Source organism: Streptomyces coeruleorubidus, assembly GCF_028885415.1.
GTDB lineage: Bacteria > Actinomycetota > Actinomycetes > Streptomycetales > Streptomycetaceae > Streptomyces > Streptomyces coeruleorubidus_A.
On the sequence record NZ_CP118527.1, the window covers coordinates 7825793 to 7849892 of the forward strand.

Consider the following 24100-nt stretch of genomic DNA (forward strand, 5'->3'; position numbering starts at 1 on the left):
CTGTCAGGCCGAGCGTGCCGCCGCCTCCAGGAGCGAGAACGGTTCCGCCTCCGGAAGCGGGGTGACGGAGACGAGGGACAGGCCGGCGGCCTCGCACAGCTCCTCGAAGTCCTCGCGGGTGCGCTCCCTGCCGCCCACGTTCACCAGCATGTTGAGGTCACTGAGATACGTGCTCCCGTCGCCGTCGGCCCCGACGACCTCGGGCAGCACCGGTTCCAGGATCAGGACCCGTCCGCCGGGCGGCAGCACCGTGCGGCAGTGGCGCAGGATCGTGACCGCCCGGTCGTCCGGCCAGTCGTGCAGGATGCTCTTCATCAGGTACAGGTCCGAGCCCTCGGGCACCGACCGGAAGAAGTCCCCGGCGACCAGGGAGCAGCGTTCCGTGAGCCCGTGCCGCCGCAGGTTCTCCGGCGCCTGGGCGAGCCCCTCGCTCGTGTCGTGGACGACACCTGTGAGGCCGGGGAACGCGGCGAGCACGCCGGCCAGGAGCGTGCCGTCTCCGCCGCCGACGTCCGTGACCGTGCCGAACCGGCCGAAGTCGAAGGCGTGCGGCAGGGCGGCGGCGGTCTCCGCGGTGGCCTGGCTCATCGCCGCGTTGAACTCCGCGGACAGCTCGGGCTGCCGGGCGAGGTGGCTGAAGAAGTCCGTGCCGAAGACGGTGTCGAACGCGACGTCGCCGGTGCGGACGCTGTCGTCCAGGTGCTCCCAGGCGCGGATGATCGCCGGCTCGGTGAACATCCGCACGAAGGAGGTGAGCGAGTCGGGGCGGCCCGGGTCGAGGAGTAAACCCGCGGGGGCCACCGCGAAGGTGCCGAAGCTGTGTTCCCTCAGCAGGCCGAGGCCGGCCAGGGCGCGCAGCAGCCGGGTCATGGGCTGGGGATCGGCTCCGGCGTCGGCGGCCACGTCGGCTGCCGGGCGGGGCGTGTCGCCGATCAGCTCGACGATCCTCAGCCGGACGGCCGCGCGCACGGTCTGCGCGGCCATGCCGCCGAAGACGAGCCGCACGAGCAGGTCACGGTCGGTCATGTCCGGTGCCGGGGCATGGGTGTTCGCCACAGGTCTTCCCCTCCTACGTTGTTTCGTCCGGTCAGCCGGCGGAGTTCGCCCCGCCGGCCAGGGCGGTGGGCGTGCAGCCCGCGAACGCCAGTACGTCGCGATGGAGATGGGGCTGATCGACGTAGCCGCAAGCAAGTGCGACGTCGGCGGCGTTCGCGCCCGCGGTGAGTGCGCGGGCGGCGTGGTCGAAGCGGACCAGCATGGCGGCGCGTTTCGGGGTGAGGCCGATCTGCTCGCTGAACCGGGACCACAGCCGTTTGCGGCTCCAGCCGCAGGCGTCGGCCAGTTCACCGACCCGTACCCGGCCCCGACGGGCCACGATGGTGTCCCAGACGGCGGCGACCTCGGGCGCCATCGCCGGTGCCCGCGCGGCCCGTTCGGCGAGGAACCGGTCCACGAGCGTGAGGCGCTGCTCCCAGGTCGACGCCTCGGCCAGCCGTTCCCGCAAGCGCGACTCGGCCCGCCCCCAGAGGTCTTCGAGCCCCCTGACCGATCCGTCCAGCTCGCGCGGGGAGACGCCGAGCAGGGCATAGGCGGCCCGGGGCGACAGACGCATCTCGACGCACTCGACACCCTCGGCGCGGATCCGGGCCGGGCCGGGCGACAGCGCGGCGGCGAAGCTCGGCAGGTCCTGGTGCCCGTGGGTACCTTCCACCGAGAACGGGCTCTCCCCGAGTCCGATCACGACGACCACCGCCGGCCGCGGCAGCACCCGCATGTCCAGCCCGGTTGCGGCCCGCTCACGGAACCCGGCCATCCGGACGCCGTCGAGCGACATGCCGTCGCGCGGCAGGACGACGTCCCAGCCGGGCTCGCTCTCCGCTTCGTAACTGCGCATGCCTCCACGGTGGCCGACTTCGCCGCTCCTGTCTTGGACGAAAGTTCCGTCCCGGGCGCGCGGAGAAGACGCCTACGGACGTCTGAGCAAACGGTTCAGCGCACGGCCGAACACGTAGCGCGCCGAGGACCGCAGTACGCCGTCGAAGAGCGACGGCAGCAGCCGGATGCGGATCTCCTCCCGCCAGACCACCCGGGCACGACCCCCGGGCCCCGGCCGCACTTCCAGCTCCGCCCAGCCCAGCACCACCCGGCCCCGCTTCTCCAGGCGGCACATCCCCGGCGCCCCGTCCTGCGGCGGCTGCCACACCGTGACCTCCATCGGGTCGTCGAAGGCCAGCGCCCCGACGCCCGAGCGGGCCACAACGACGGTCCCCGGGCCGGTGGGCGCGGGCGGGACCACCGAGACGCGCGTCAACGGCACGACCTCACCGTGCCGTTGCCACTGAGTGATCCGCCGCCACGCCTCGTCGAGGGGAAGCGGGGCCGTACGTTCGAGCAGGATGTTCACCACGGCACGATCGTAGAGAATCCCGGTCAGGAGCCCAGGAGTCGGTGCACGGCGCGGCGGGCGCGGGCGGCGGCGGACGGGTCGTGCCGGAGCTGCAGGAAATGGTTGAGGGCCAGCATGACGCCGACGAGTTCGTAGACCAGCTGGTCGGCGTCCGTGTCCGCCGACAGCTCTCCGGCCCCGACCGCACGCTGGACGTGCAGACGCAGGTCGCGCTGCCACACAGAGCGCTCATGCCCGCGACGGCGTCCCGCACGGGGCCGGTGCGCCCGTCGAACTCCGCCGTCGCGGCGGTGAAGAAGCAACCGCCGGGCAGCACGTCCCGCTCCAGGTACGACACCCACGCCTCGCACACCGAACGCAGGTGCGCCAGTCCGGGCGGCACCCCCCCCCGCACCCGCTGCGGGACTTCCCGGGCGATCAGCTCCGCCGCCGCGTCGACGACGGCGAGCTGGAGGATCTCCTTCGTACCGAAGTGACCGAGGACGCCGGCCTTGCTCATGCCCAGATCGGTGGCGAGCCGGCCGATGGTCAGGCCCTCCAGCCCTTCCACCGAGGCGAGCTCCAAGCTGCGGTCGACGATGCGCTGCCGCGTCCGGCGCGTCTCCAGGACCGAGTTCCGAGGGCTCATGGGAGTCGATGACCCGCCCCGGGCAGCCACCCCGCCCCGCCCAGGCCCGCCGAGCCGCCACGGACGAGATCATCCGGGCGATCGGCGACCTCTCGGGACAGGAACGCGCCCACGTGTACGCGCCGCCGGCGACCCGCACGTAGCCACTCGGGGCACCGGGATCGGCGCCGTCACGGATCCGCCCGGGCGACCGATCCCGACTCCAGGGCCATCCACGCCCTCCCGTCACCGGAAGGGTGTGTTCGGTGAGGTCGCCGGGCGGGGCGAGGTGGGCGCCGCGTCAGCCACAGGGCGCCGCCGGGTCCTCCCTTCGACGCCCTCGCGCCCTCCCCGCGCGCGACTGCGGCCGCGACGCCCTTTCCCGGCGGCGGGTCACCGGTACACCTTCCCCGGCTCGGCCTCACCCGGTGCCAGCAACTGCGGCACCGTCACGAACACATACCCCCGTTCCTTGAGCGCGTCGATGATCCCCGGCACGGCCGGCACCGTGCCGTCGTAGATGTCGTGCAGAAGGTTGATCCCGTCCCGGGAGGCCTGGGCCAGGACGCGGCGGGTGATCAGGTCCGAGTCGGTCGTCTTGTAGTCCTTCGCCGTCACACTCCACAGCACCTCGGCGAGGCCCAGCTCGCGGCAGATCTCGTGGACGGTGTCGTCGGTGCGGCCCTGCGGCGGGCGCATCAGGGTCGGGCGCCGGCCGGTGAGGCGTTCTATCTCCTGGTTGGGGCGTTCCAGCTCCTCGCGTATCTCCTCGGGTCTCAGGCGGGTCAGGATCTTGTGGTCCCACGTGTGGCTGGCCACCTCATGGCCCTCGTCCGCCATCCGCCGCACCAGCTCCGGGTACTTCTCGATGTGCCGCTTGCCCAGGAGGAAGAAGGTCGCCGGGACCTGCTTCTCGTCGAGGGTGTCCCTTGGTCAGAGAAGGCATGCCGACTATACGCACTGTGTATAGCCCCTTTTCGCGGTTTTCGGACTCCTTACCCGGGACCCGCTGGGCAGTGAGTTGTCTCCAAGTGTTTGAGACAGCCGCACCACGGCACCCGCGAGAAGCCGGAGGTACGCCACACAGCTCGGGACGGAGGACATGCGCTTCCCTGGTATCGACGCCCTGTTCCACGACCCGGCCGCAGCCCTCGCCGCACAGGCGCTGCCAGAAAGGGCAGCAGCATGACCTCGTACGCAGTCGTCATCCCCACCCTCGTACGGGACACCCTCGCCGACTGTCTCGCCGCGCTCGCCGCCGCGACCGGGCCGCGCCCCGAGGAGATCGTCCTCGTCGACGACCGGCCCGATCCCGAACCGGGAAAGCTGGAGCACCCGCTGAGCGTCCTCGGCGACCTGCGGGAGCGCACCACCGTGCTCACCGGGGGTGGACGCGGGCCCGCCGCCGCCCGCAACACCGGGCTGCGGGCCGTGACCGCGCCATGGACCGTGTTCCTCGACGACGACGTCCAGATCGGGCCGCACTGGTGCGACCAACTGGCCGAGGACCTCGCCGAGGCGTCCCCCGACATCGCGGGTGTCCAGGGCGTCATCGCCGTCCCGCTGCCCGGCGAACGCCGCCCCACCGACTGGGAACGCGGCACCGCGGGACTCGCCCGCGCCCACTGGATCACCGCCGACATGGCCTACCGCACCGAGGCGCTCAAGCAGGTCGGCGGCTTCGACGAACGCTTCCAACGCGCCTTCCGCGAGGATGCCGACCTCGCGCTGCGCGTTCTCGACTCGGGCTGGCGCATCCGGCAGGGCCGCCGGACCACCCGCCACCCCGTGCACCCCGCCTCCCGCTGGGTGTCCGTGCGCCAGCAGCGCGGCAACGCCGACGACGCCCTCATGCGCCATCTGCACGGGCCCGACTGGTGGGACAAGGCGGTCGCGCCGCGCGGCCGGATCCGCAAGCACGCGGCGATCACCACCGCGGGCGTCGCCGCGTGCGCCCTCGCCGCCACCGGACACGTCCGGGCCGCCGCGGCCTGCGCGCTCGGCTGGGCGGCCGGCACGGCGGAGTTCGCCCGGGCCCGCATCGCGCCCGGCCCGCGCACCCGCGACGAGGTGACGACGATGCTGGCGACCAGCGTGCTCATCCCGCCCGCCGCGACCTGGCACCGGCTGACCGGCGCAGTGCGCTACCGCCATGCCCGCGCCTGGCAGGAGGAGGTGGCCCAGTGAACCCCACGAGTCCCGTGAGCCCGACGACCCCGGCGAACCCTGTGAAGGCCGTGCTGTTCGACCGCGACGGCACGCTCGTCGAGGACGTCCCCTACAACGCCGACCCCGACCGCGTACGCCCCGTCGAGGGCGCCCGTGAGGCGCTCGCCCTGCTGCGCGAACGCGGCATCCGCACCGGCGTCGTCACCGATCAGTCCGGTGTCGCGCGCGGACTGCTCACCGACGCCGACGTCCGCCGCGTCAACCACCGCGTCGACGAACTCCTCGGCCCCTTCGAGGTGTTCGCCGTCTGCCCGCACGGCCCCGACGACGGCTGCCACTGCCGCAAGCCCCAGCCCGGCATCGTGCTGTGGGCGGCAGGCCGGATCTGCACCCGCCCCGCCGACCTCGTCGTCATCGGCGACACCGGCGCCGACGTGGAGGCCGCCCGCCGCGCCGGCGCCCACGGCATCCTCGTCCCCACCGAGCAGGCCCGCCCCGAGGAGACCGCGGACGCCGACCACGTCGCCCCGGACCTGCTGACCGCCGTCCGGGCCGTACTGGACGGACCGCCCAAGGGCCGCGTCCTCGCCGACGAACGCCCCATCCAGGAGGCCTACACGGCCGGTCCGGGGCCGGGGAGGGGCGCGTGAAGGCCCTCCTCACGCGTCTCGACAGCTTCGGCGACGTGCGCGGCCGCCGACCTCCCGGCACGACGACCGTCCGTACGAGGTAGGTGCCGGCGCGGCACCCGATGAGTGCGGCTGCGGGGGCGGAGGCAGGGGGAACGCGGCAGTCTGCTGGCATGGCACAGGACCAGACAGCGAAGACAGGGACGGATGCGGGCAGGACAGCGAAGGCCGCGGACAGGGCGCCCGGGGAACCGACGACACCCCGCCTCCTCGTCCTCCGCGCCCTGGGCCTGGGCGACCTCCTCGCCGGTGTCCCCGCGCTGCGCGCTCTGCGGCGGGCCTACCCCGGGTACGAGCTCGTGCTGGCGGCGCCCGCCGAGCTGGAGCCCGTGGCAGAGGCGACGGGGGCCGTGGACCGGCTGCTGCCCGCCTCCGCGCCGGGGCGGGGCGTGCCGCGCGCGCTCGACTGGAGCGGGCCGCCGCCGGACGTCGCCGTCGACCTGCACGGCAACGGACCGCCCAGCCACCGGCTCCTCCTGGGGCTGCGCCCGCTGAAGCTGCTCGCCTTCGCCCACCCGGACATGCCGGAGATCGACGGCCCGCCCTGGTACGCGGAGGAACACGAACGAGACCGGTGGTGTCGGCTGCTCCAGGCGTACGGCATCGACGTCGACCCCGGCGACCTGTCCCTGCCACGCCCGCGCACCGCCTCCCCGGCACCCGGCGCGGTCGTACTGCATCCCGGCGCCGGGTCACCCGCCCGCTGCTGGCCCGTCGAGCGGTACGCGGCCGTCGCGGACGGGCTGCGCGCCCGGGGCCTGCGGGTCGTCGTGACCGGCGGCGCGGGCGAGAACGACCTCGTGGCCCGGCTCGCCAAGCAGGCAGGCCTGTCCGACACCGACGTGTTCGGCGGGGGCCTCCCGTTCGGCCGGCTGTCCGCCCTCGTCGCCGACGCGTACGCCGTGATCAGCGGTGACACCGGCATCGCCCACCTCGCGGCCGCCCACGCCACGCGCTCCGTCACCCTCTTCGGCCCGGTCGCACCGAGCCGCTGGGGCCCGCCGCCCATCCCGCGCCACCGTGCCCTGTGGTACGGCCCGGAGGGCGACCCGCACGGCCGCCGCCCCGACCCCGCGCTGCTGCGCATCACCCCCGACGACGTCCTGCGCGCCGTCGACGAACTGCCCGGCACCCGACACCTGTGAGGAGGGACCCGCATGATGACCATCCGAGCCCGGATGCCACGCCCGCCGGCATCGTCAGGCACCGGCAGGTGCGGATCCGGTCGTCGGGTCAGCGGCGGACGCTCAGCCCCCGCACCACCGGCACATCAGCCGGAACACGGCGAACAGCGTCGGCGGCCACATGACGGCGAACGCCCAGATCACCCCCGGCTCGGAGGTGACGATCCCGGCCACCATCAGCCCGACCGACACCGCGAGCAGCACCGCCACGGTCCGGACGCGGGGGCGGTAGGAGCCGAGGCGGGCCAGCAGCCGGGCGGGGTCGGGGCGGCGGCTCAGTCGCAGGGTGCGCAGCCGGCGGTCGAGGCGGCGGTCGCGGCGCAGCGCGCGTTCCACCTCGTCGAGGATGCGCTGCTCGTTCTCGGGAAGTCGGCCGATGGACACGCGCTTTCTCCTTCCGGGCGGCCGGAGGCGTCTTGGGTCCCGAGGGGGACGTGCGGCCAAGGACGTACAGCGGGGATGTAAAGCGGGTGCCCCGTGAGGTTCCGGAGCTAACCGGGGACGGGCCGTGCCAGCGCCTCGACGAGCCGGTCGGCGCTGTCCGGCACGGTGCCCTCACGGAACCCGTCCCGGATCTGGCGGGCGGTCACCCGGCCGCCGGTCAGACACCAGTCCCACCAGCGGTCCAACTGCCGCACGTCCAGCCGCTCGGCGGGCACCAGCGCGGGCCAGCCGCAGGCCCGGGCCTGTGCGGTCATCTTCGCGCCGCCGGTGACCGGGTCGACGGCCAGCACCGGGGTGCCGACCCGCAGCGCGATGACCAGCCCGTGCAGCCGGTCGGTGACGACGAGGTCCAGCCGGGCCAGCACGGACTGGAGCTGCGCGGGCGTGGCACTGAGATGCCAGTCGTGCGTGTCGAGCCGCGTCTCCAGCTCCAGCCGGCCGCAGTCCTTCCTGGCCAGCCAGCGCGTCACCTCCTCGGCGACCTGCCCGTGCCGCCGCGGCTCCCCGTACTCGTGCTGCCCGTGCGTGAGGATCACCCCGACGACCGGCCGGGCGGGCGCGTCCGGGGCGCGGGCCGCGAGGTCCTCCACCGGTTCGCTGTCCGGCGCGTCCCGGGGCAGCACCCGGTGGAAGCCGGTCACGGCCGCGCTGGTGGGGTCGATGACCGAGGTGCCGACGGCGATCCGCACACAGTGCGCGAACCGCCGGTGCAGTTCCTCGATCTGCGGCCCGTGCAGCGGGCCGCACACGAACACCAGGTGGGAGTAGTCCTCGGGCCACAGCCGGTCCAGGTGCAGCGCCTCCGGACGGAAGCCGGGACTCCAGGCGACGTCGTAGGGGATGCCCGTGCCGAGCAGTACGTCCTCCACCCGGCGCAGGGCCAGCACGTCCCCGGCGGTCGCCTCCCCGTCCCGGAAGCTGAACCACCCGGTCAGCAGAACCCTGCGCGGTCGCATGCTGTCTTGTGTCTGCACATGCCCTGAGTGCCCGCCCACCGGGAAGACAATCAGGGCATTACGGGCAACCGCAGCATGGTCACTGGGTGTAGAAGGTGGCGTCCGCCCGGTCGGTCGCCGTGCTCACCGCCTGCACGTTCAGCAGGTACTCCCAGTGGCGGACGTATCGCCCCGGGTAGTTGTACGACTCGTAGGAGACGCCCGCCGGGTCGGCCAGCCCGGCGCGCCGGTGGAACGTGGCGTCGGAGGCGAACCGCGCGCTGCCGTCGTTCTTCTCCAGCCACACCTCGAAGTTCTTGTGCCGCAGGTAGTAACCGGGGAAGTTCGCCGACTCCAGCGAGACGGTGCCGCTGCCGGCCAGTCCGGGCACGACCCGGAACTGCGAGTCGGCGAGCTTGCTGACGTTCGCCTCGATCCGGGCCCGGTAGTCGTAGTGGCGGATGAACCGGTCCGGGAAGTTGTACGAGGAGAAGCGCTGCGGGGTGATCCCGTCGGCCACGGGGATGCCGAAGTTCGGGGTGCCGTCGGCGTTCCAGTAGACCTTCTGCACGCGGGTGCGGCGGTTGGGGTCGTTGAGCGGGTCGCCGCTGATGTCCTTGTAGCTGCGGTCGTGGTAGACGAGGATGTCGCTCTTGCCGTCCTCGGACACGGTGAAGGAGTTGTGGCCCGGACCGTACTGGCTGGTCGCGGCGCTGCTGGCGAACACCGGGGTCGGACTCTTGCTCCAGGACGCCTGGCTGAGCAGGTTCGCGCTCGCGGAGGCGGTGAGCATGCCCAGGCAGTAGTTGCTGTCGGTGGCGCTGGCGGAGTACGTCATGAACACCTTGCCGCCGCGCTGGATGACCGCCGGACCCTCGTTGACCTTGAAGCCGACGGTCTCCCAGGAGTAGGTGGGTCGCGACAGCATCACCGGAGTACCGGTGATCGTCCAGGGGTTGGCCATCCTCGCGAGGTAGATGTCGGTGTTGTTGTTCACGGACGGGTCGCGCTGCGCCCAGGCCAGGTAACGCACGCCGTTCACGACGAAGGTGGTGGCGTCCAGGGAGAAACTCTCCCACTGGGTCTTGATCTGCCCCTTCTCGGTCCAGGTGGCGGTGAGCGGGTTGGCGCCCGTGCCCTCCAGGACGTACATGCGGATCGCCCAGATGTCGTTCGTGGCGCCCGCCGCGAAGTACACGTACCACTTGCCGTCGATGAAGTGGATCTCCGGCGCCCAGATGTGGGCCCCCATCACGCCGCTGGCGTGCTTGGTCCAGATGGTCGTCTCGGGGGCCGACTTCAGCCCCTGGATGCTGGTCGCCCGGCGCAGCACGATGCGGTCGTACTCGGGGACGGTCGCGGTGAAGTAGTAGTAGCCGTCGGTGTGCTTGAAGATGTGCGGGTCGGCCCGCTTCTCCGCGATCGGGTTGGTGTAGGTGACGCCGGGGGAGTCGGGCACGGCGGCCTGCGCGGGCGCGCCCGTGAGGCAGGTCGCGAGGGCGACGAGGACGGCCAGGAGCAGCCGCAGCGCATTGCGTCTTTTACGTCTCAAGGGAGTTCTCCGGATCAGAGGGGGGAGTGATCAGGTTGATCAGGTGGTGGGGACGAGCTTCCACTGCTGGCAGTTGTTGTTCAGCCAGGTCCACTGCCGTACGTCGGCCCCGTTCGCCGTGCCGCAGTCGGTCACGTCGGCGACCTTGCCGGTGGACTCGTTGACGATCCGGACGTAGTCGTCGCTCGCCGTGTACACCAGCCGGTAGCGCTGGCACTTGTTGTTCAGCCAGGACCACTGCCGCAGGTCGGCGCCGTCCGCGGCGGAGCATTCGGCGGTGTCCAGCACCTTGCCGGTGGCCGCGTTGACGAGCCGGCTGGTGTCGTCGCCGAGGTCCTCGACCTTCCACCTCTGGTTGGCGCCGCCGTTGCAGCTCCACTGGTGGACGTTGGTGCCGTCGGCGCTGCTGCCGCCCGCCACGTCCAGGCACTTGCCGCTGTTGCGGTTGACGAGGGTGTACGCCGTCGGCTTCGCCGCCGTCTCGCCGGACGGACCGGGGAGCGTGCGGCCGAGGGGGACCGGGGCGCCGAAGTCCGGGGTGCCGTCGGCGTTCCAGGTGAACTTCTGGGCGCGGGTGGTGCGGGCGTTGCCGCAGCCGCCGTTCGCCGAGGAGTTGGCGTGGTAGACGATCCAGTTCTCGGTGCCGTCGGGCGAGGTGAAGAAGCCGTTGTGCCCGGGGCCGTACACGCCGGCCGCGTCGTTGCGCTGGAAGACCGGGGTCTGCTTCTTCGTCCAGGACGCCGGGTTCAGCGGGTCGGTGCCGGTGAGCTCCAGCAGCCCGAGCTTGTAGTCGGCCGTCTGGCACGAACTCGCGCTGTACGTCAGGAAGGTGCGGCCGTTCCGGTAGAGCGGCTCGGGTGCTTCGTTGACGGGGGACCCCGACCGCTCCCAGCTCAGCGTCGGGCTGGAGATGACGGTGAAGGTACTGCTCGCCAGGGTGTACGGATTGCTCATCGGCGCGATGACCAGGCTCTGCGTACCGCCGTTCACGAAGCCGCTGCCGACGAGGTACAGCCGCCCGTTCGCCTGGAGCACGCTCGCGTCGATCAGCCAGCCGCCCGGCGTGAGGTTCGACCCGGTCAGCGACCCCTTGTACGTGTAGGGACCCATCGGGTCGGAACCGGTGCTCTCCAGGACATGGGTGCGCTGCGAGTCGCAGCAGGCCACGCCGCTCCGGCCGGCGGAGTAGTAGAGGTACCAGCGGCCGTTCAGGAAGTGGATCTCCGGCGCCCAGATGTTGGTGTTGCGGGTCGCGGTGGTGTCCGACCACACCTGGACGCTGGGCGCGGTGGCGAGCCCGGCCAGGGTCGGCGACTTCCGCATCGCGAGGACGCCGGTGAACGTCGTGGTGATCAGGTAGTAGTCGCCGTCGTGGTACGTCAGCCAGGGGTCGGCGCCCTTGGCCGACTTGAGCGGGTTGGTGTAGGGGCGCCCGTCCGCCGCGGACGCAGGCAACGTCACCCCCGTGAGGGCGAGAAGCAGGGCGAGCACGCAGACGAGCAGGGGACCGCGGCGCCTGGCCGCAGGGGTGGTCCGGAGCATACGAGCCGCCTTCGTCCGAGTCTATGTCCGTAATTTCGAACGTAGTTCGTGAATTCGATCAGAAGATAAGTGGGGCTCTTACCTCCGTCAACGGTTTGCGCACGCCGGCCCGCGAGGGGGCCGGGTCGGTCATCGACGTGAAAACCATGTTCATCTAGCATGGTGTGCCGACGAACGCGCCGGTCGAGCGAGGAGTCCAGTGGTGGGCGAAGCGGAGGAGAGCCCGGCCGTGGAGCGCATCCACACGCCGGGGCTGCGCAGTACCTGGCAGCGCCGGGCCGTGCTCGACACCCTGGGCCGCTGCCGCGAGTTCGTCTCCGCGCAGGAACTGCACGCGTTACTGGCCGACTCCGGCAGCACCGTCGGGCTCACCACCGTCTACCGCACCCTGCGCGAACTGGACCGTGCCGGGTTGGTCGACGTCGTACGCGACGAAGGAGGCGAGCGGCTCTACCTGGGGCGGCCGGCCGGCGAGCACCGCCACTACCTCATCTGCCGCCGCTGCGGCCGCAGCCGGCCCGTGGACGCGGAGGCCGTCGAGGAGTGGGCCGCCCGGCTCGCCGAGACCACGGGCTTCACGGAGCTGGAGCACACCCTCGAACTGAGCGGCGTCTGCGGCCCCTGCGGGCGCGGGCCGGTCACGGCGTCCTGCCCGCCGCCCCGTCCGGCCGGCCGGTCAGCCGGCGAAGCGGGCCGTGCCCGTCAGGACGCGTACGTCGAGGTCGGTGACCGCGTCCGCGGTGAGCCGGGCGGTGAACTCGGCGCGCACCCGCCGGGCGGCGGCCGGTGACAGCCCGTCCAGCATCCGGCGCGTGCCCCGCTGCCGGTGGCCAGCTCCCAGCCCGCCTCCGGACAGTGGGGCGTCGAACCGCCGCCGGTCGACCCGGGGTTCGCTCCCGCCCAGGTCCTTCAGCCAGGCCGCGAGGGTGTCGGCGGTATCGATCCGGGCCAGTTGCTCCATCTGCGGCGGGCGGGGCAGGTCGCGCTCCGTCAGGACCGCGCCCCGCAGCGCCCGCCTGCCAGCCGCCGAGCGCGCCCTTCTCCCAGACCGTCACGACGAACCGGCCCCCAGGGCGCAGCATCCGCGTCAGCGCGGCGGAGTCCCGGTGCACGTCCGGGAAGAAGAACACCCCGAGCCCGCACTGCACCACGTTGTAGCCCGGGCCGGGCACGGGCCACGAGGTGACCTCGTGGCGGTGGAAGCGGAGGTTGGCCAGGCCCTCCTCGCGCGCCCGGCGCTCCCCGATCGCCAGCAGCCCGTCCGCGAGATCCACGGCGTCCACCCGGCCCGTCGGCCCCACGGCCCCCACGGCCCGCGCGGCCGGCAGCGCCGACGCCCCGGCCCCGCAGCAGGCGTCCAGCACCGACTCACCGCCGGTCAGGGCGGCCACGTCCGCCGTCGCCTCACCGACCGGGTCCCACAGCACCTTCGACCAGCTGTGGAACTCTGCCGCTCCCGCGCTGAAGACATCCCCGACGGTGTTCTCTCCTGTGGTCATACGCAACCGCCCCTCGTTTTCGGCCGAGTCCAGGTTCGGTGCGTCCGGGGCCGCACGGTGATTGCCGTCAGCCCAAGGGCAGTTGAGGCAGCTCCTCCGGTGTGCTCCGTGCGGCGGGAGGCGGGGCGGTGGTGGTCCGGGGGATCACGTGGGTGGGCAGCACGACGTGCCGTTCGCGGTCCCCGCCGGGGTCGTTGACGAGCGACAGCGCGAGGGCGCCGGCCTCCCGGCCGATGGCCGAAGGCGTCTGGGCCACGGTCGTCAGATCGAACCACTGGGCCACCGGCTGGTCGTCGAAGCCGACGACGGACACCTGCCCGGGCACCTCGACGCGCGTCGCGCGCAGGGTCCAGATCACGGCGACGGCCACCTCGTCCTGCTCGGCGAAGACCGCCGTGGGCGGCTCGCGCAGCCCCAGCAGCCTGCCGACCGCCTCGGCGGCGCCCCGCTTGTCGCCCGCCGGGGTGGCGACCACGAGATCGTCGTCCAGGGGCAGGCCCGCCTCGGTCAGCGCCCGCCGGTAACCGACCAGCCGCTCCTGCGAGCTGAAGGTGAAGCCACCGGTGCCCACCGTCCGTACGTAGGCGATCCGGCGGTGGCCGAGGTTGAGCAGATGCCGGGTGCCGCGCAGGGCGCCGGCCACGTCGTCGACGTAGACGCTCGGGCGCCCGTCGACGTGCTGGCTGACGTACACGACCGGCATGCCGAGACCGTCCAGCCGGGCGGTCTCCTCCTCGGTGAGGTCGAAGGAGAACACCAGCAGCGCGTCCGCATTGCGCCGCGCGGGGAGATGCTCGAAGAACGCCGTGCGCTCGGCCATGCCGGGGATCACATAGACCGTCAGTTCCATGCCGGCCGCCCGCAACACGAGGGCCAGACCCGACAGGGCCGCGCCCACGAACCACGAACTGAGCGTGGGCACGAGCACCGCGACGTTGCACGTCCTGCCCGTCACGAGGCTGGCGGCGTGGCGCGAGACCGCGAAGTTCAGCTCCCGGGCGGCCTGTTCGACGCGGGCGCGGACCTCCGGCGAGACGGTGGACAGACCGCGCAGAGTGCGCGAGACCGTGGAGGTGGAGACCCCGGCCCGTTCGGCGACGTCAGCCATCGTGGGGTGCCGCTGACCTGGTGGCATGCGCCGGACGCTAGCACAGGAACACTGCCGGGCACGGCGCTTGGTGACAGCGCTGTCTCACCAAGTTCTTGCCTTCTTACCACGGTGCGACGCATTGACTTCCCGACTGAGCGCTCCTAGCGTGCAAACGTTGTCTCGACAGGTTCGAAGTCGCCCCGAAGGGACGTCTCTTATCCGCCGTGACCTGCGGTTTTTATCAACGGAATGCCGTGGCAACGCAATCTCATGACCAAAGCCATTCCGGGGGAACAGACACGACTTCGGTACGTCACGACCAGGAGAGACAGTGAAGACCAGCACCGCCAGAGCGATTCAGTGTTCCGCAGCGCTCGCCGCCGCCGGACTCCTCCTCACCGCCTGCGGCTCGTCCGGCGGCAGCGGCTCCGGACAGTCCGCGCAGGCCGCGCCGGTGTCGTTCAAGGGCCGCGGCCCCATTTCGTACGTCGCCGGCAAGGACACCACCGGCACCGTCCAGACGATCATCAACCGCTGGAACAAGGCACACCCCAAGGAGAAGGTCACCTTCATCCAGCTGCCGACGGACGCCGACTCGCAGCGCCAGCAGATGATCCAGAACGCGGAGACGAAGTCCGACGCCTACACGGTGCTCGCCACCGACGTCGTGTGGACGTCCGAGTTCGCCGCCCACCAGTGGATCGAGCCGCTGCCCGCGAACCAGTTCCCGCTCGGCAAGATGCTCCAGCCGGTGGTGGAGACGGGCAAGTACCGCGGCAAGCTCTACGCCGTCCCCGCCAGCTCCAACGGCGGCCTGCTGTTCTACCGCACCGACCTGCTGAAGAAGGCCGGCGTCACCCGACCGCCCACCACCTGGGCCCAGATGACCGCCGACTGCGCCAAGGTGAAGAAGCTCCCCGAGGCCAAGAACATGTCCTGCTACGCCGGGCAGTTCCAGAAGTACGAGGGCCTCACGGTGAACTTCGCCGAGGCCGTGAACTCCGCAGGCGGCCAGATCGTCGACGCCACCGGCAAGCCCGACGTCGACACCCCGCAGGCCAAGAAGGGCCTGGACTTCCTCGTCCACTCCTTCAAGGACAAGACCATTCCCAAGGAGGCCATCACCTACCAGGAGGAGGACGGCCGCCAGGCGTTCCAGGCAGGCAAGCTGATCTTCCTGAACAACTGGCCGTACGTGTACTCCCTGGCCCAGAAGAGCGGCATCAAGGGCAAGTTCGCGGTCGCGCCCCTGCCCGGTCTCAACGGCCCCGGCGCCTCCAGCCTCGGCGGCTCCAACCTGGCCCTGTCGTCCTTCGCCAAGAACAAGGCCACGGCGCTGGACTTCATGAAGTTCTTCACCAGCGAGGAGAGCGCCACCTACTTCCTCAAGAACGCCTCCCTCGCCCCGCCCTACGCCGACCTCTACGACAGCGCGTCCCTGGACAAGCAGTATCCGTACCTGCCCGACCTCAAGCAGTCGATCACGAAGGCCGTGCCGCGCCCGCGCGTCGTGCAGTACGGCGACGTGACCGCCGCCATCCAGAACGAGGTCTACGCCGCGCTCACCGGAAAGAAGAGCAGCGCACAGGCGCTGAAGGACCTCCAGGGGGACCTTCAGAAGCTGACGGCACAGTGAGGCCGCGGGTCATGGCCGACACCGCGATCCCGCCCGACACCGCCCCGCACCAGCCCGGGACGGCGGCCCCCCGCCGCCCCGGGCGGCCCCCGGCACCCCAGCGCCCACGGCGTCGTCCACGCTCCCGGGCCACCGCGGGCACCGGCCGCCTGGCCGCGCTGCTCGTCTCCCCGACACTCCTGGTGCTGACGATCGTCGTGCTCTATCCGACGCTCATGGCCCTCGACGAGTCCCTGTACGGGACGAAGGGGCTGGACCCGAAGACCGGGTTCATCAGCGCCACCGAGCCGTTCGTCGGGCTGAAGAACTACACCGACATCTTCACCCAGGCCGGCGACCGCTTCTGGAACGCCTTCTGGAACACCACCTTCTTCACCGTCGTCACGGTGTCGCTGGAGACCGTGATCGGCGTCGCCATGGCGCTCATCATGCACCGGGCCTTCCGCGGCCGGTCCCTGGTGCGGGCCAGCATCCTCGTCCCCTGGGCGATCCCCACGGCCATCTCCGGACTGCTCTGGAAGTGGATCTTCAACGCCGACGGGATCGCCAACGTCCTCCTCGGCCGCCAGGTCCTGTGGACCGCCGACGGCTTCTCCGCCAAGATCGCGGTCGTCATCGCCGACGTGTGGAAGACCGCCCCCTTCATCGGCCTGCTCGTCCTGGCCGGCCTCCAGGTGATCCCGAAGGAGGTCTACGAGGCGGCCCGGCTCGACGGAGCGAGCGCCCTCCAGCAGTTCTGGCGCATCACGCTGCCGCTGGTGAAGCCCGCGCTGCTGGTGGCGGTGCTGTTCCGCTGCCTGGACGCGCTGCGGATGTTCGACCTGCCCTACATCCTCATCGGCGCCCAGAAGGGCTCCGTCGAGACGCTGTCGATGCTCGCGCAGAACGAGGCGTCCAACGTCCGCTTCGGACCGGCCTCCGCGTACGCGGTCCTGCTCTTCCTCTACGTCTTCCTCATCGCGCTCGCCTTCGTCCGGCTGCTCGGCGCCGACCTCATCGGGGGCGTCGGCGGGACGAAGAAGCGCAAGAGCCACGCGGTCAGGGTGCCGCGCCGCCGCGTTCGGGAGGTGGCGGCATGACCCTCACGGCCAAGTGGCGGCAGTGGCTGCCCCATCTGGGCATCGCCGTGGTGGTGGCCTACTGCCTGGCCCCGTTCTACTGGATGCTGGTCTCCAGCCTCCGCAGCACCGGCGACATCTTCAGCACCTCCCTGTTCCCCTCCACGGTGTCGTTCGAGAACTACCGGTCGGTGTTCAGCCCGGGCCAGGGCTTCACCAGGGCGCTGCTCAACAGCCTGATCGTCGCCGGCATCACGACCGCGATGTCGCTGCTGCTGGCCACGTTCACCGCGTACGCGATGGCCCGGCTGGAGTTCCGTTTCAAGCGGCTGATCCTGACGCTGATCATCGCCACCTCGATGTTCCCGGTGGTGTCGATCGTCGTCCCGCTGCTGAAGCTGTTCACCGACATCGGCTGGATCAACACCTACCAGTCCATGATCGTGCCCAGCATGTCCTTCACGCTGCCGCTGGCGGTGTGGAACCTGACCACCTTCTTCCGGCAGATGCCGGACGAGCTGGAACACGCCGCCATGGTCGACGGCTGCACCCGCGGCCAGGCCTTCCGCAGAGTCATCGTCCCGCTCGCCGCGCCGGGCATCTTCACCACCGCGATCATCACCTTCATCGCCGCCTGGAACGAGTTCCTCATCGCCCTGTCGATGACCAACAAGCCCAGCATGCAGACCGCGACCGTCGCCATCTCCAAGTTCTCGGGAGCGACGACGTACCAGACCCCGTTCGGCAGCCAGATGGCCGCGGGCGTCGTGGTGACCATTCCGCTGGTCGTGATGGTGCTGCTGTTCCAGCGCCGGATCGTCGCCGGGCTCACGGCCGGCGCCGCCAAGTAGACACGCCCCCCGCAGAAGGAGTCACAGCAGGTGTCTTTCACCGCACCCTGGTGGCGCAGTGCCGTCATCTACCAGGTCTACATCCGCAGCTTCGCCGACCACAACGGCGACGGCGTCGGCGACATCGCCGGCATCCGCTCCCGGCTGCCGTATCTGAAGTCCCTCGGCGTGGACGCCATCTGGATCAACCCCTGGTACAAGTCCCCCATGGCCGACCATGGCTACGACGTCGCCGACTTCCGCGCCATCGACCCACGCTTCGGCACCCTCGCCGACGCCGAGCGGCTCATCACCGAGGCGCACGAGCACGGCATCCGCGTCATCCCCGACATCGTGCCCAACCACACCTCCGACCAGCACGCCTGGTTCCAGGCCGCGTTGGCGGCAGGTCCCGGCAGTGCGGAACGCGAGCGCTACGTCTTCCGCCCCGGCCGCGGACCCGACGGCACCGAGCCCCCCAACGACTGGGTCTCCTGCTTCGGCGGCCCGGCCTGGACCCGCCTGCCCGACGGCGACTGGTACCTGCACCTGTTCGCACCCCAGCAGCCCGACCTCAACTGGCAACACCCGGAGGTGCGGGCCGAGTTCGAGTCGATCCTGCGGTTCTGGTTCAGCCGGGGCGTCGACGGCTTCCGCATCGACGTCGCCCACGGCCTGGTCAAACACCCGGAGCTGCCCGACCTGCCGCCCCGCGCCGAACCCGCGGTGACGGGCCCGCTCACCCGCCGGGACGAGACCCGGCAACACCTCGACCACCCGCACTGGGACCGCGACGAGGTGCACGAGATATACCGCGCCTGGCGCAAGGTCGCCGACGAGTTCCCCGGCGACCGCTCCTTCGTCGCCGAGGCCTGGGCCGACACCCCCGAGCGGCTCGCCGCCTACGTCCGCCGGGACGGCCTGCACACCGCCTTCAACTTCGACTTCCTCATGTGCGGTTGGGACGCCAAGGACCTGCGCGCCGTCATCGACGACTCCCTCGCCATGCTCGGCGCGGTCGGCGCACCCGCCACCTGGGTCCTCTCCAACCACGACGTCATGCGCCACCCCAGCCGCTACGGCCGTACCGCCGCGCGGAGCTGGATGGCCAACGCACGGTACGAACCCGGCGGCGCCCTGGACCTCGACCTGGGCGCCCGGCGTGCCCGGGCCGCCGCCCTGCTGATGCTCGCCCTGCCCGGCGGCGCCTACGTCTACCAGGGCGAGGAACTCGGCCTCCCCGAAGTCGAGGACCTGCCCGAATCCGCCCTCCAGGACCCGATCTGGGAACGCTCCGGCCACACCGACCGCGGACGGGACGGCTGCCGTGTGCCCATCCCCTGGTCGGGCCAGGCGCCCCCCTACGGCTTCAGCCCCGACGACGCCACGGCCGAGCCCTGGCTGCCGCAGCCCGGCGACTGGGCCGCACTGAGCGTCGAGACACAGACCGGCGACCCGGCCTCCATGCTGGAGCTCTACCGCACGGCCCTGCGCATCCGCCGCGACCACCCCGCCCTGGGCGACGGCACGATGACGTGGCTGGACGCTCCCGAGGGGGTGCTGTCCTTCACCCGCGAGCCGGGCTTCCTGTGCGTGGTCAACCTCTCCGCCGAGCCGTACGCGCTGCCCGGCCACACCGCGATCCTCCTGGCCAGTGGCCCTCTCGAGGACGGCGTGCTGGGGCCCGACCAGGCGGTGTGGCTCGCGATGTAGCGGTAATCCTAGGCTGGACATATGGCTCGCACGGCGGAGGAGATTCCCGTCTCGCTCACGGTCCGGCCGACGGCGCCGGCGCTCGCGCCGCTGATCGGTGCGCTCGGCTATGCCGAGGGACGGTTCGCGCACTCCGCCGAGCTGGCCCTGCCGACGGGCGGGGCGCAACTGCTGGTGAACCTCGACGGGGACGCTCTGTGCTCGTCGGACAGGCGGACCCGGGGTGCGGCTCTGCAGGGGCCGTACACGCAGCCGTCGGTGATCGACCCGGCGCAGCAACGCGCCGTCGTGTGGGTGGCGTTCCGTCCTGCGGGGGCGTATCCGTTCCTCACCGTCCCCGTCAGCGCGGTCCGCGATCGGCTCGCCGGGCTCGACGAGCTGTGGGGCACGGACGGCGCGGTGCTGCGAGAGCGGCTGCTGGAGGCCATGGCCGCCGGTGGCCCTGAGGCGTGCCTGCGGGAGCTGGAGACGGTCCTGCTGTGGCGGGCGGCACGTCCCCTGGAGCCTGACCCGGCGGTCCGTCTCGCCGCGGTGCTGCTCGATGGCGGAACGCCCGTGGGGGAGGTCGCCGACCGGCTCGGCTGGACCTCCAGGCGGCTGGCCCGCAGGTGCACCGAACAGCTGGGACTCCCTCCGAAACGGTATGCGCGGGTACGGCGCTTCCAGCGGTTGCTTAGCCGTGTGAACGCCGGGTCCGGGGAGCCGGACTGGGCGGTCCTCGCCGCGGACTGCGGCTACCACGACCAGGCGCATCTGATCCACGAGTTCCGCGCGCTCGCCGGGATCACCCCGACCGCGTACGCGCCGCGCTCGCCCCTGGAACGCAACCACGTTCCGCTCGGCGGGTGACGGGGCCCGCCCGGCCGACCGTTTTCTACAATCCGCGGCCGCCCGGACCGGCGATCGTGAAGGCATGACGAACACAAGCGACAAGCCCTCCCTCACCCGGCTCTACGCCCGGCTCGTGGTCTCCGACGGGCCCCGGGCGATCGACTTCTACCGGACCGCGTTCGGCGCCGAGGAGATCGAGCGGTACACCGACCCCGACGGGAAGATCGTGCACGCCATGCTGCGGCTCGGTGACGCGGTGATCGCGGTCAAGGACGCCGACGAGAGCGACCCGGCGCCGCCCTCGCTCGGCGGCAGCCCGGTGATCATGGCCCTGGACGTGTCCGACGCCGACGCCGTGGCCGAGGCCATGCTGCGGGGCGGGGCGAGCGTGGTGTACCCCGTCGCCGACCAGCACTACGGGCAGCGTGGCGGCCGTCTCGCCGACCCGTTCGGGCATCTCTGGATGATCTCCCAGACGATCGAGGAGCTGACCCAGGAGGAGATCCAGAAGCGCACGACCGACCTGTTCACCTGAATGCGGACGGCGCTCATCGTGTCCCGTGTCGCCGGTGGGCATGCCGCGGGATCGCAGCCGCGGGCCTCCGCCACCGTGACGCTGCCGGTAGCGACGCCGTCCTGGCCCTCGCGGCCGCCGCACTGCGAGGCGACCGCGAAGCCCGCGAAGAATGCGAAGTATGTGCCCGGCCGTGGCGTGACGCATCAGAGTCTCTTCCGCCCCGGGCGGCACAGCGATACCCCCGAGGGCCTCCCACGGCAACCCCTCGGCGGTGTGAGGACGACCTCCTCGGCCATGTGACCACGGCCCGCCGCCGACGCGGCGTCGAAGGTGCAGGATGCGGGCACGAAGGAGAACAGGCAGCCGAACGACAGAGAGGCAGACGATGGCTGAAGCGGAACCGGAACCCCAGCGGATCGGCATACCCGCCGAGTCCACCGCGGGCGAGACCAGGGTGGCGGCGACGCCGGCCACCGTGGGGAGACTTGCCGCGCTCGGCTACGAGGTGGTGGTCGAACCGGGGGCGGGAGCCTCGTCCCGCTTCTCCGACGCGGCGTACGAGGAGGCAGGCGCCCGGCTCGGCGACCCGTGGCAGGCGGAGATCGTGCTCAAGGTGAACGGCCCCTCCGGCGAGGAGATCGGCCGGCTGCGGGACGGGGCGACGCTGATCGCGCTCATCGGCCCCGCGCTGCACCCGGAGCTGGTCGACGAGCTGGCGCGGCGGCCGATCACCGTGCTCGCCATGGACGCCGTGCCGCGTATCTCGCGCGCCCAGTCCCTGGACGTCCTCAGCTCCATGGCGAACATCGCCGGATACCGGGCCGTGGTCGAGGCCGCGCACGCCTTCGGCCGTTTCTTCACCGGCCAGGTGACCGCCGCCGGAAAGGTGCCGCCCGCCAAGGTGCTGGTGGCCGGTGCCGGGGTGGCCGGGCTCGCCGCGATCGGCGCCGCCCGCAGCCTCGGTGCCGTGGTCCGCGCCACCGATCCCCGGCCCGAGGTCGCCGAGCAGGTGCGCTCGCTGGGCGGGGAGTTCCTGTCGGTGGGCGTCGAGCAGGAGGTGAGCACCGACGGTTACGCGAGGGCCACCTCGGAGGACTACGACCGGCTCGCCGCGCAGCTGTACTCCGAGCAGGCCGCCGACGTCGACATCATCATCACCACCGCGCTCATCCCGGGCCGCCCGGCGCCGAGGCTCATCACCGCCGAGGACGTCGCGCGGATGAAGTCCGGCAGCGTGATCGTCGACATGGCGGCGGCCCAGGGCGGCAACGTCGAGGGCACGGTCGCCGGGAAGGCGGTCGTCACCGACAACGACGTGACGATCATCGGCTACACCGACCTGCCCGGCAGGCTCCCGGCCCAGGCCTCGCAGCTGTACGGCACCAACGTCGTCAACCTGATGAAGCTGCTCACCCCGGGCAAGGACGGCCGGCTCGTCCTCGACTTCGACGACGTGGTGCAGCGGTCGATGACCGTGGTCCGCGACGGCGAGAAGACCTGGCCGCCGCCCCCGGTCGAGGTGTCCGCCGCGCCCGCCCCCGCCGGCGGCACGGAACCGGCCGAGCCCTCCGCCCCGCCGGCGAAGCCCGCCCGCCCCGCGTGGTCCTCGTATGCACTCGTCGGTGCCGGGGCGCTCGCGCTGTTCCTCGTGACGGCCTTCTCACCGAGCGAACTCATCGGCCACTTCACGGTGTTCGTGCTGGCGATCGTCATCGGCTTCTACGTCATCGGCAATGTGCACCACGCGCTGCACACCCCGCTGATGTCGGTCACCAACGCCATCTCCGGGATCGTCGTGGTCGGCGCGCTGCTCCAGATCGGGCACGGGAACACCGCCGTCACCGTGCTGTCGTTCGCCGCGATCCTGCTGGCGAGCATCAACATCTTCGGCGGATTCGCCGTCACCCGCCGGATGCTCGGCATGTTCTCGAAGGGCTGATCACGGATGACCACAGTCACGGCCTCAGAAGCCGCCTACGTCGTCGCCGCGTTGCTGTTCATCCTCAGCCTCGCCGGGCTCTCGCAGCACCGGACCTCCCGCTCGGGAGTCGTCTGGGGCATCGCGGGCATGGCCGTCGCCCTGGCGGCCACCGTCGGTCTCGCCTCGAAGAGCATCACCGCCACCGGTCTCGTGCTGATCGCCGTCGCCACGGCCGTCGGCGCGGGCATCGGACTGTGGCGGGCCCGGGTGGTCGAGATGACCGGCATGCCGGAGCTGATCGCCATCATGCACAGCCTCGTCGGCCTCGCCGCCGCGTTCGTCGGCTGGAACGGCTACCTCGACGTCGACGCCGGGGGCCACGGCGGTGAGGAGCTCACCGGTTCGCTGCTCGGCATCCACCACGCCGAGGTGTTCATCGGGGTGTTCATCGGCGCCGTCACCTTCACGGGCTCGGTCGTCGCGTACCTGAAGCTCTCGGCGCGCATCAACTCCCGCCCGCTGACGCTGCCCGGCAAGCACGTCCTCAACGTGGGCGCCCTGGTCGCGTTCGTCGCGCTCACCGTCGCGTTCGTGGCACGCCCCCACATCGGCCTGCTCATCGCGGTCACCGTCATCGCCCTCGCCCTGGGCGCGCACCTGGTCGCCTCCATCGGCGGCGGTGACATGCCGGTGGTCGTCTCCATGCTCAACAGCTACTCCGGCTGGGCCGCCGCGGCCTCGGGCTTCCTGCTCGCCAACAACCTGCTCATCGTCACCGGCGCGCTGGTCGGCTCCTCCGGTGCCTACCTGTCGTACATCATGTGCAAGGCGATGAACCGCTCCTTCATCTCGGTGATCGCGGGCGGCTTCGGGACGCCGGCCGCGGCGGCCGACGACGGCGAGCACGGGGAGCACCGGGAGATCAGCGCGGAGGAGACCGCGGAACTCCTGCGCGACGCCTCCTCGGTGATCATCACGCCGGGCTACGGCATGGCCGTCGCGCAGGCCCAGTACCCGGTCGCCGAGCTGGCGCGCAAGCTGCGCGAGCGGGGCGTCGAGGTGCGCTTCGGCATCCACCCCGTCGCCGGCCGGCTGCCCGGGCACATGAACGTGCTGCTCGCCGAGGCGAACGTGCCGTACGACATCGTCCTGGAAATGGACGAGATCAACGACGACTTCGCCGCCACCTCGGTCGTCCTGGTCATCGGCGCCAACGACACCGTCAATCCGGCCGCCACCGACAACCCGGCCAGCCCCATCGCCGGGATGCCGGTGCTGCACGTGTGGGAGGCGGCCAACGTGGTCGTCTTCAAGCGGTCCATGGCCGCCGGGTACGCCGGTGTGCAGAACCCGCTGTTCTTCCGGGAGAACAGCCAGATGCTCTTCGGCGACGCCAAGCAGCGTGTGGAGGACATCCTGCGCAGCCTGGACGCCCTCGACACGCCCGTCCCGGAGATGGCCGGCACCACGCGCTGA

At 71.6% G+C, this 24100-nt stretch carries 22 protein-coding genes and 3 pseudogenes; 13 read left to right on the top strand and 12 right to left on the bottom strand.

Annotated elements, in window-relative coordinates; all coding sequences use genetic code 11:
* Positions 1 to 3 precede the first annotated feature (3 nt).
* The 5 genes and pseudogenes from PV963_RS36165 to PV963_RS44135 all read right to left on the bottom strand — a co-directional run.
* Entirely contained in the window at positions 4 to 1026 is a 1023-nt protein-coding gene (locus tag PV963_RS36165) for a methyltransferase (protein WP_274822212.1), read from the bottom strand.
* A 61-nt stretch (positions 1027 to 1087) separates the two neighbouring features.
* The gene (locus PV963_RS36170) at positions 1088 to 1894 is read right to left on the bottom strand and encodes a helix-turn-helix domain-containing protein (protein ID WP_274820682.1); all 807 of its coding nucleotides are present in this window, start codon (positions 1892 to 1894) and stop codon (positions 1088 to 1090) included.
* 72 nt (positions 1895 to 1966) lie between these two features.
* Complete coding sequence (locus PV963_RS36175) at positions 1967 to 2407, bottom strand: SRPBCC family protein (RefSeq protein WP_274820683.1); 441 nt, start codon at positions 2405 to 2407, stop codon at positions 1967 to 1969.
* 23 nt (positions 2408 to 2430) lie between these two features.
* Positions 2431 to 2628 carry a TetR family transcriptional regulator C-terminal domain-containing protein gene (locus PV963_RS44130; RefSeq protein ID WP_425540975.1) on the bottom strand — a complete coding sequence of 66 codons (198 nt, stop codon included), beginning with the start codon at positions 2626 to 2628 and terminating at the stop codon, positions 2431 to 2433.
* Positions 2629 to 2693: 65 nt separating this feature from the next.
* Positions 2694 to 3035: pseudogene (locus PV963_RS44135) on the bottom strand (TetR/AcrR family transcriptional regulator); the annotation flags it as partial.
* An 8-nt stretch (positions 3036 to 3043) separates the two neighbouring features.
* Here PV963_RS44135 and PV963_RS36185 point away from each other — a divergent pair.
* On the top strand, positions 3044 to 3178 hold the full coding sequence (locus PV963_RS36185; protein WP_274820684.1) for a hypothetical protein: 135 nt from the start codon (positions 3044 to 3046) through the stop codon (positions 3176 to 3178).
* Between the two features lie 229 nt (positions 3179 to 3407).
* On the opposite strand, the pseudogene PV963_RS36190 reads toward PV963_RS36185, so the two are convergent.
* Positions 3408 to 3941 (bottom strand): annotated as a pseudogene (locus PV963_RS36190) (polysaccharide deacetylase family protein); the annotation flags it as partial.
* Between the two features lie 258 nt (positions 3942 to 4199).
* Between PV963_RS36190 and PV963_RS36195 the strand changes: the two are divergent.
* The 3 genes from PV963_RS36195 to PV963_RS36205 all read left to right on the top strand — a co-directional run bounded on the left by PV963_RS36195 (position 4200) and on the right by PV963_RS36205 (position 7017).
* A complete protein-coding gene (locus PV963_RS36195; RefSeq protein ID WP_274820685.1) occupies positions 4200 to 5201 on the top strand; it encodes a glycosyltransferase family 2 protein in 1002 nt (333 codons plus the stop codon).
* A complete protein-coding gene (locus tag PV963_RS36200) occupies positions 5198 to 5833 on the top strand; it encodes a D-glycero-alpha-D-manno-heptose-1,7-bisphosphate 7-phosphatase (protein ID WP_274820686.1) in 636 nt (211 codons plus the stop codon). Before PV963_RS36195 ends, PV963_RS36200 begins: the two co-directional genes overlap by 4 nt.
* A gap of 152 nt (positions 5834 to 5985) precedes the next feature.
* Positions 5986 to 7017, top strand: a complete 1032-nt coding sequence (locus PV963_RS36205; RefSeq protein ID WP_274820687.1) for a glycosyltransferase family 9 protein — start codon at positions 5986 to 5988, stop codon at positions 7015 to 7017.
* A 102-nt stretch (positions 7018 to 7119) separates the two neighbouring features.
* On the opposite strand, the gene PV963_RS36210 is transcribed toward PV963_RS36205, so the two are convergent.
* The 4 genes from PV963_RS36210 to PV963_RS36225 all read right to left on the bottom strand — a co-directional run bounded on the left by PV963_RS36210 (position 7120) and on the right by PV963_RS36225 (position 11529).
* Positions 7120 to 7440 carry a DUF3040 domain-containing protein gene (locus PV963_RS36210; protein ID WP_274820688.1) on the bottom strand — a complete coding sequence of 107 codons (321 nt, stop codon included), beginning with the start codon at positions 7438 to 7440 and terminating at the stop codon, positions 7120 to 7122.
* A 107-nt stretch (positions 7441 to 7547) separates the two neighbouring features.
* On the bottom strand, positions 7548 to 8456 hold the full coding sequence (locus PV963_RS36215) for a polysaccharide pyruvyl transferase family protein (protein WP_274820689.1): 909 nt from the start codon (positions 8454 to 8456) through the stop codon (positions 7548 to 7550).
* 79 nt (positions 8457 to 8535) lie between these two features.
* Positions 8536 to 9951 carry a family 43 glycosylhydrolase gene (locus tag PV963_RS36220; protein ID WP_274822213.1) on the bottom strand — a complete coding sequence of 472 codons (1416 nt, stop codon included), beginning with the start codon at positions 9949 to 9951 and terminating at the stop codon, positions 8536 to 8538.
* A 75-nt stretch (positions 9952 to 10026) separates the two neighbouring features.
* Positions 10027 to 11529, bottom strand: coding sequence for a family 43 glycosylhydrolase (locus PV963_RS36225; protein ID WP_274820690.1), 1503 nt, complete (start codon positions 11527 to 11529; stop codon positions 10027 to 10029).
* A 202-nt stretch (positions 11530 to 11731) separates the two neighbouring features.
* Here PV963_RS36225 and PV963_RS43710 point away from each other — a divergent pair, with 202 nt between their 5' ends.
* Positions 11732 to 12319: a transcriptional repressor gene (locus PV963_RS43710; RefSeq protein WP_342456412.1), complete on the top strand. Its 588-nt coding sequence runs from the start codon at positions 11732 to 11734 to the stop codon at positions 12317 to 12319.
* A gap of 319 nt (positions 12320 to 12638) precedes the next feature.
* Here the strand turns inward: PV963_RS43710 and PV963_RS43715 are convergent.
* Together PV963_RS43715 and PV963_RS36240 are read right to left on the bottom strand one after the other, a co-directional pair.
* Positions 12639 to 13028 (bottom strand): annotated as a pseudogene (locus tag PV963_RS43715) (class I SAM-dependent methyltransferase); the annotation flags it as partial.
* Between the two features lie 67 nt (positions 13029 to 13095).
* Positions 13096 to 14136 (bottom strand): LacI family DNA-binding transcriptional regulator, encoded by a 1041-nt coding sequence (locus PV963_RS36240; protein ID WP_274822215.1) that lies wholly within the window; start codon positions 14134 to 14136, stop codon positions 13096 to 13098.
* Positions 14137 to 14449: 313 nt separating this feature from the next.
* Between PV963_RS36240 and PV963_RS36245 the strand changes: the two genes are divergently transcribed.
* The 8 genes from PV963_RS36245 (at position 14450) to pntB (ending at position 24100) form a co-directional block, all read left to right on the top strand.
* The gene (locus tag PV963_RS36245) at positions 14450 to 15754 is read left to right on the top strand and encodes an ABC transporter substrate-binding protein (RefSeq protein ID WP_274820692.1); all 1305 of its coding nucleotides are present in this window, start codon (positions 14450 to 14452) and stop codon (positions 15752 to 15754) included.
* Positions 15755 to 15765: 11 nt separating this feature from the next.
* Positions 15766 to 16833: a carbohydrate ABC transporter permease gene (locus PV963_RS36250; RefSeq protein WP_274820693.1), complete on the top strand. Its 1068-nt coding sequence runs from the start codon at positions 15766 to 15768 to the stop codon at positions 16831 to 16833.
* On the top strand, positions 16830 to 17663 hold the full coding sequence (locus PV963_RS36255) for a carbohydrate ABC transporter permease (RefSeq protein WP_274820694.1): 834 nt from the start codon (positions 16830 to 16832) through the stop codon (positions 17661 to 17663). Before PV963_RS36250 ends, PV963_RS36255 begins: the two co-directional genes overlap by 4 nt.
* A gap of 30 nt (positions 17664 to 17693) precedes the next feature.
* On the top strand, positions 17694 to 19355 hold the full coding sequence (locus PV963_RS36260) for a glycoside hydrolase family 13 protein (RefSeq protein ID WP_274820695.1): 1662 nt from the start codon (positions 17694 to 17696) through the stop codon (positions 19353 to 19355).
* 21 nt (positions 19356 to 19376) lie between these two features.
* Positions 19377 to 20204, top strand: a complete 828-nt coding sequence (locus tag PV963_RS36265; protein ID WP_274820696.1) for a helix-turn-helix domain-containing protein — start codon at positions 19377 to 19379, stop codon at positions 20202 to 20204.
* Positions 20205 to 20268: 64 nt separating this feature from the next.
* Positions 20269 to 20721, top strand: a complete 453-nt coding sequence (locus PV963_RS36270) for a VOC family protein (RefSeq protein ID WP_274820697.1) — start codon at positions 20269 to 20271, stop codon at positions 20719 to 20721.
* Between the two features lie 367 nt (positions 20722 to 21088).
* The gene (locus PV963_RS36275) at positions 21089 to 22642 is read left to right on the top strand and encodes a Re/Si-specific NAD(P)(+) transhydrogenase subunit alpha (protein ID WP_274820698.1); all 1554 of its coding nucleotides are present in this window, start codon (positions 21089 to 21091) and stop codon (positions 22640 to 22642) included.
* 6 nt (positions 22643 to 22648) lie between these two features.
* Complete coding sequence (pntB, locus tag PV963_RS36280) at positions 22649 to 24100, top strand: Re/Si-specific NAD(P)(+) transhydrogenase subunit beta (protein WP_274820699.1); 1452 nt, start codon at positions 22649 to 22651, stop codon at positions 24098 to 24100.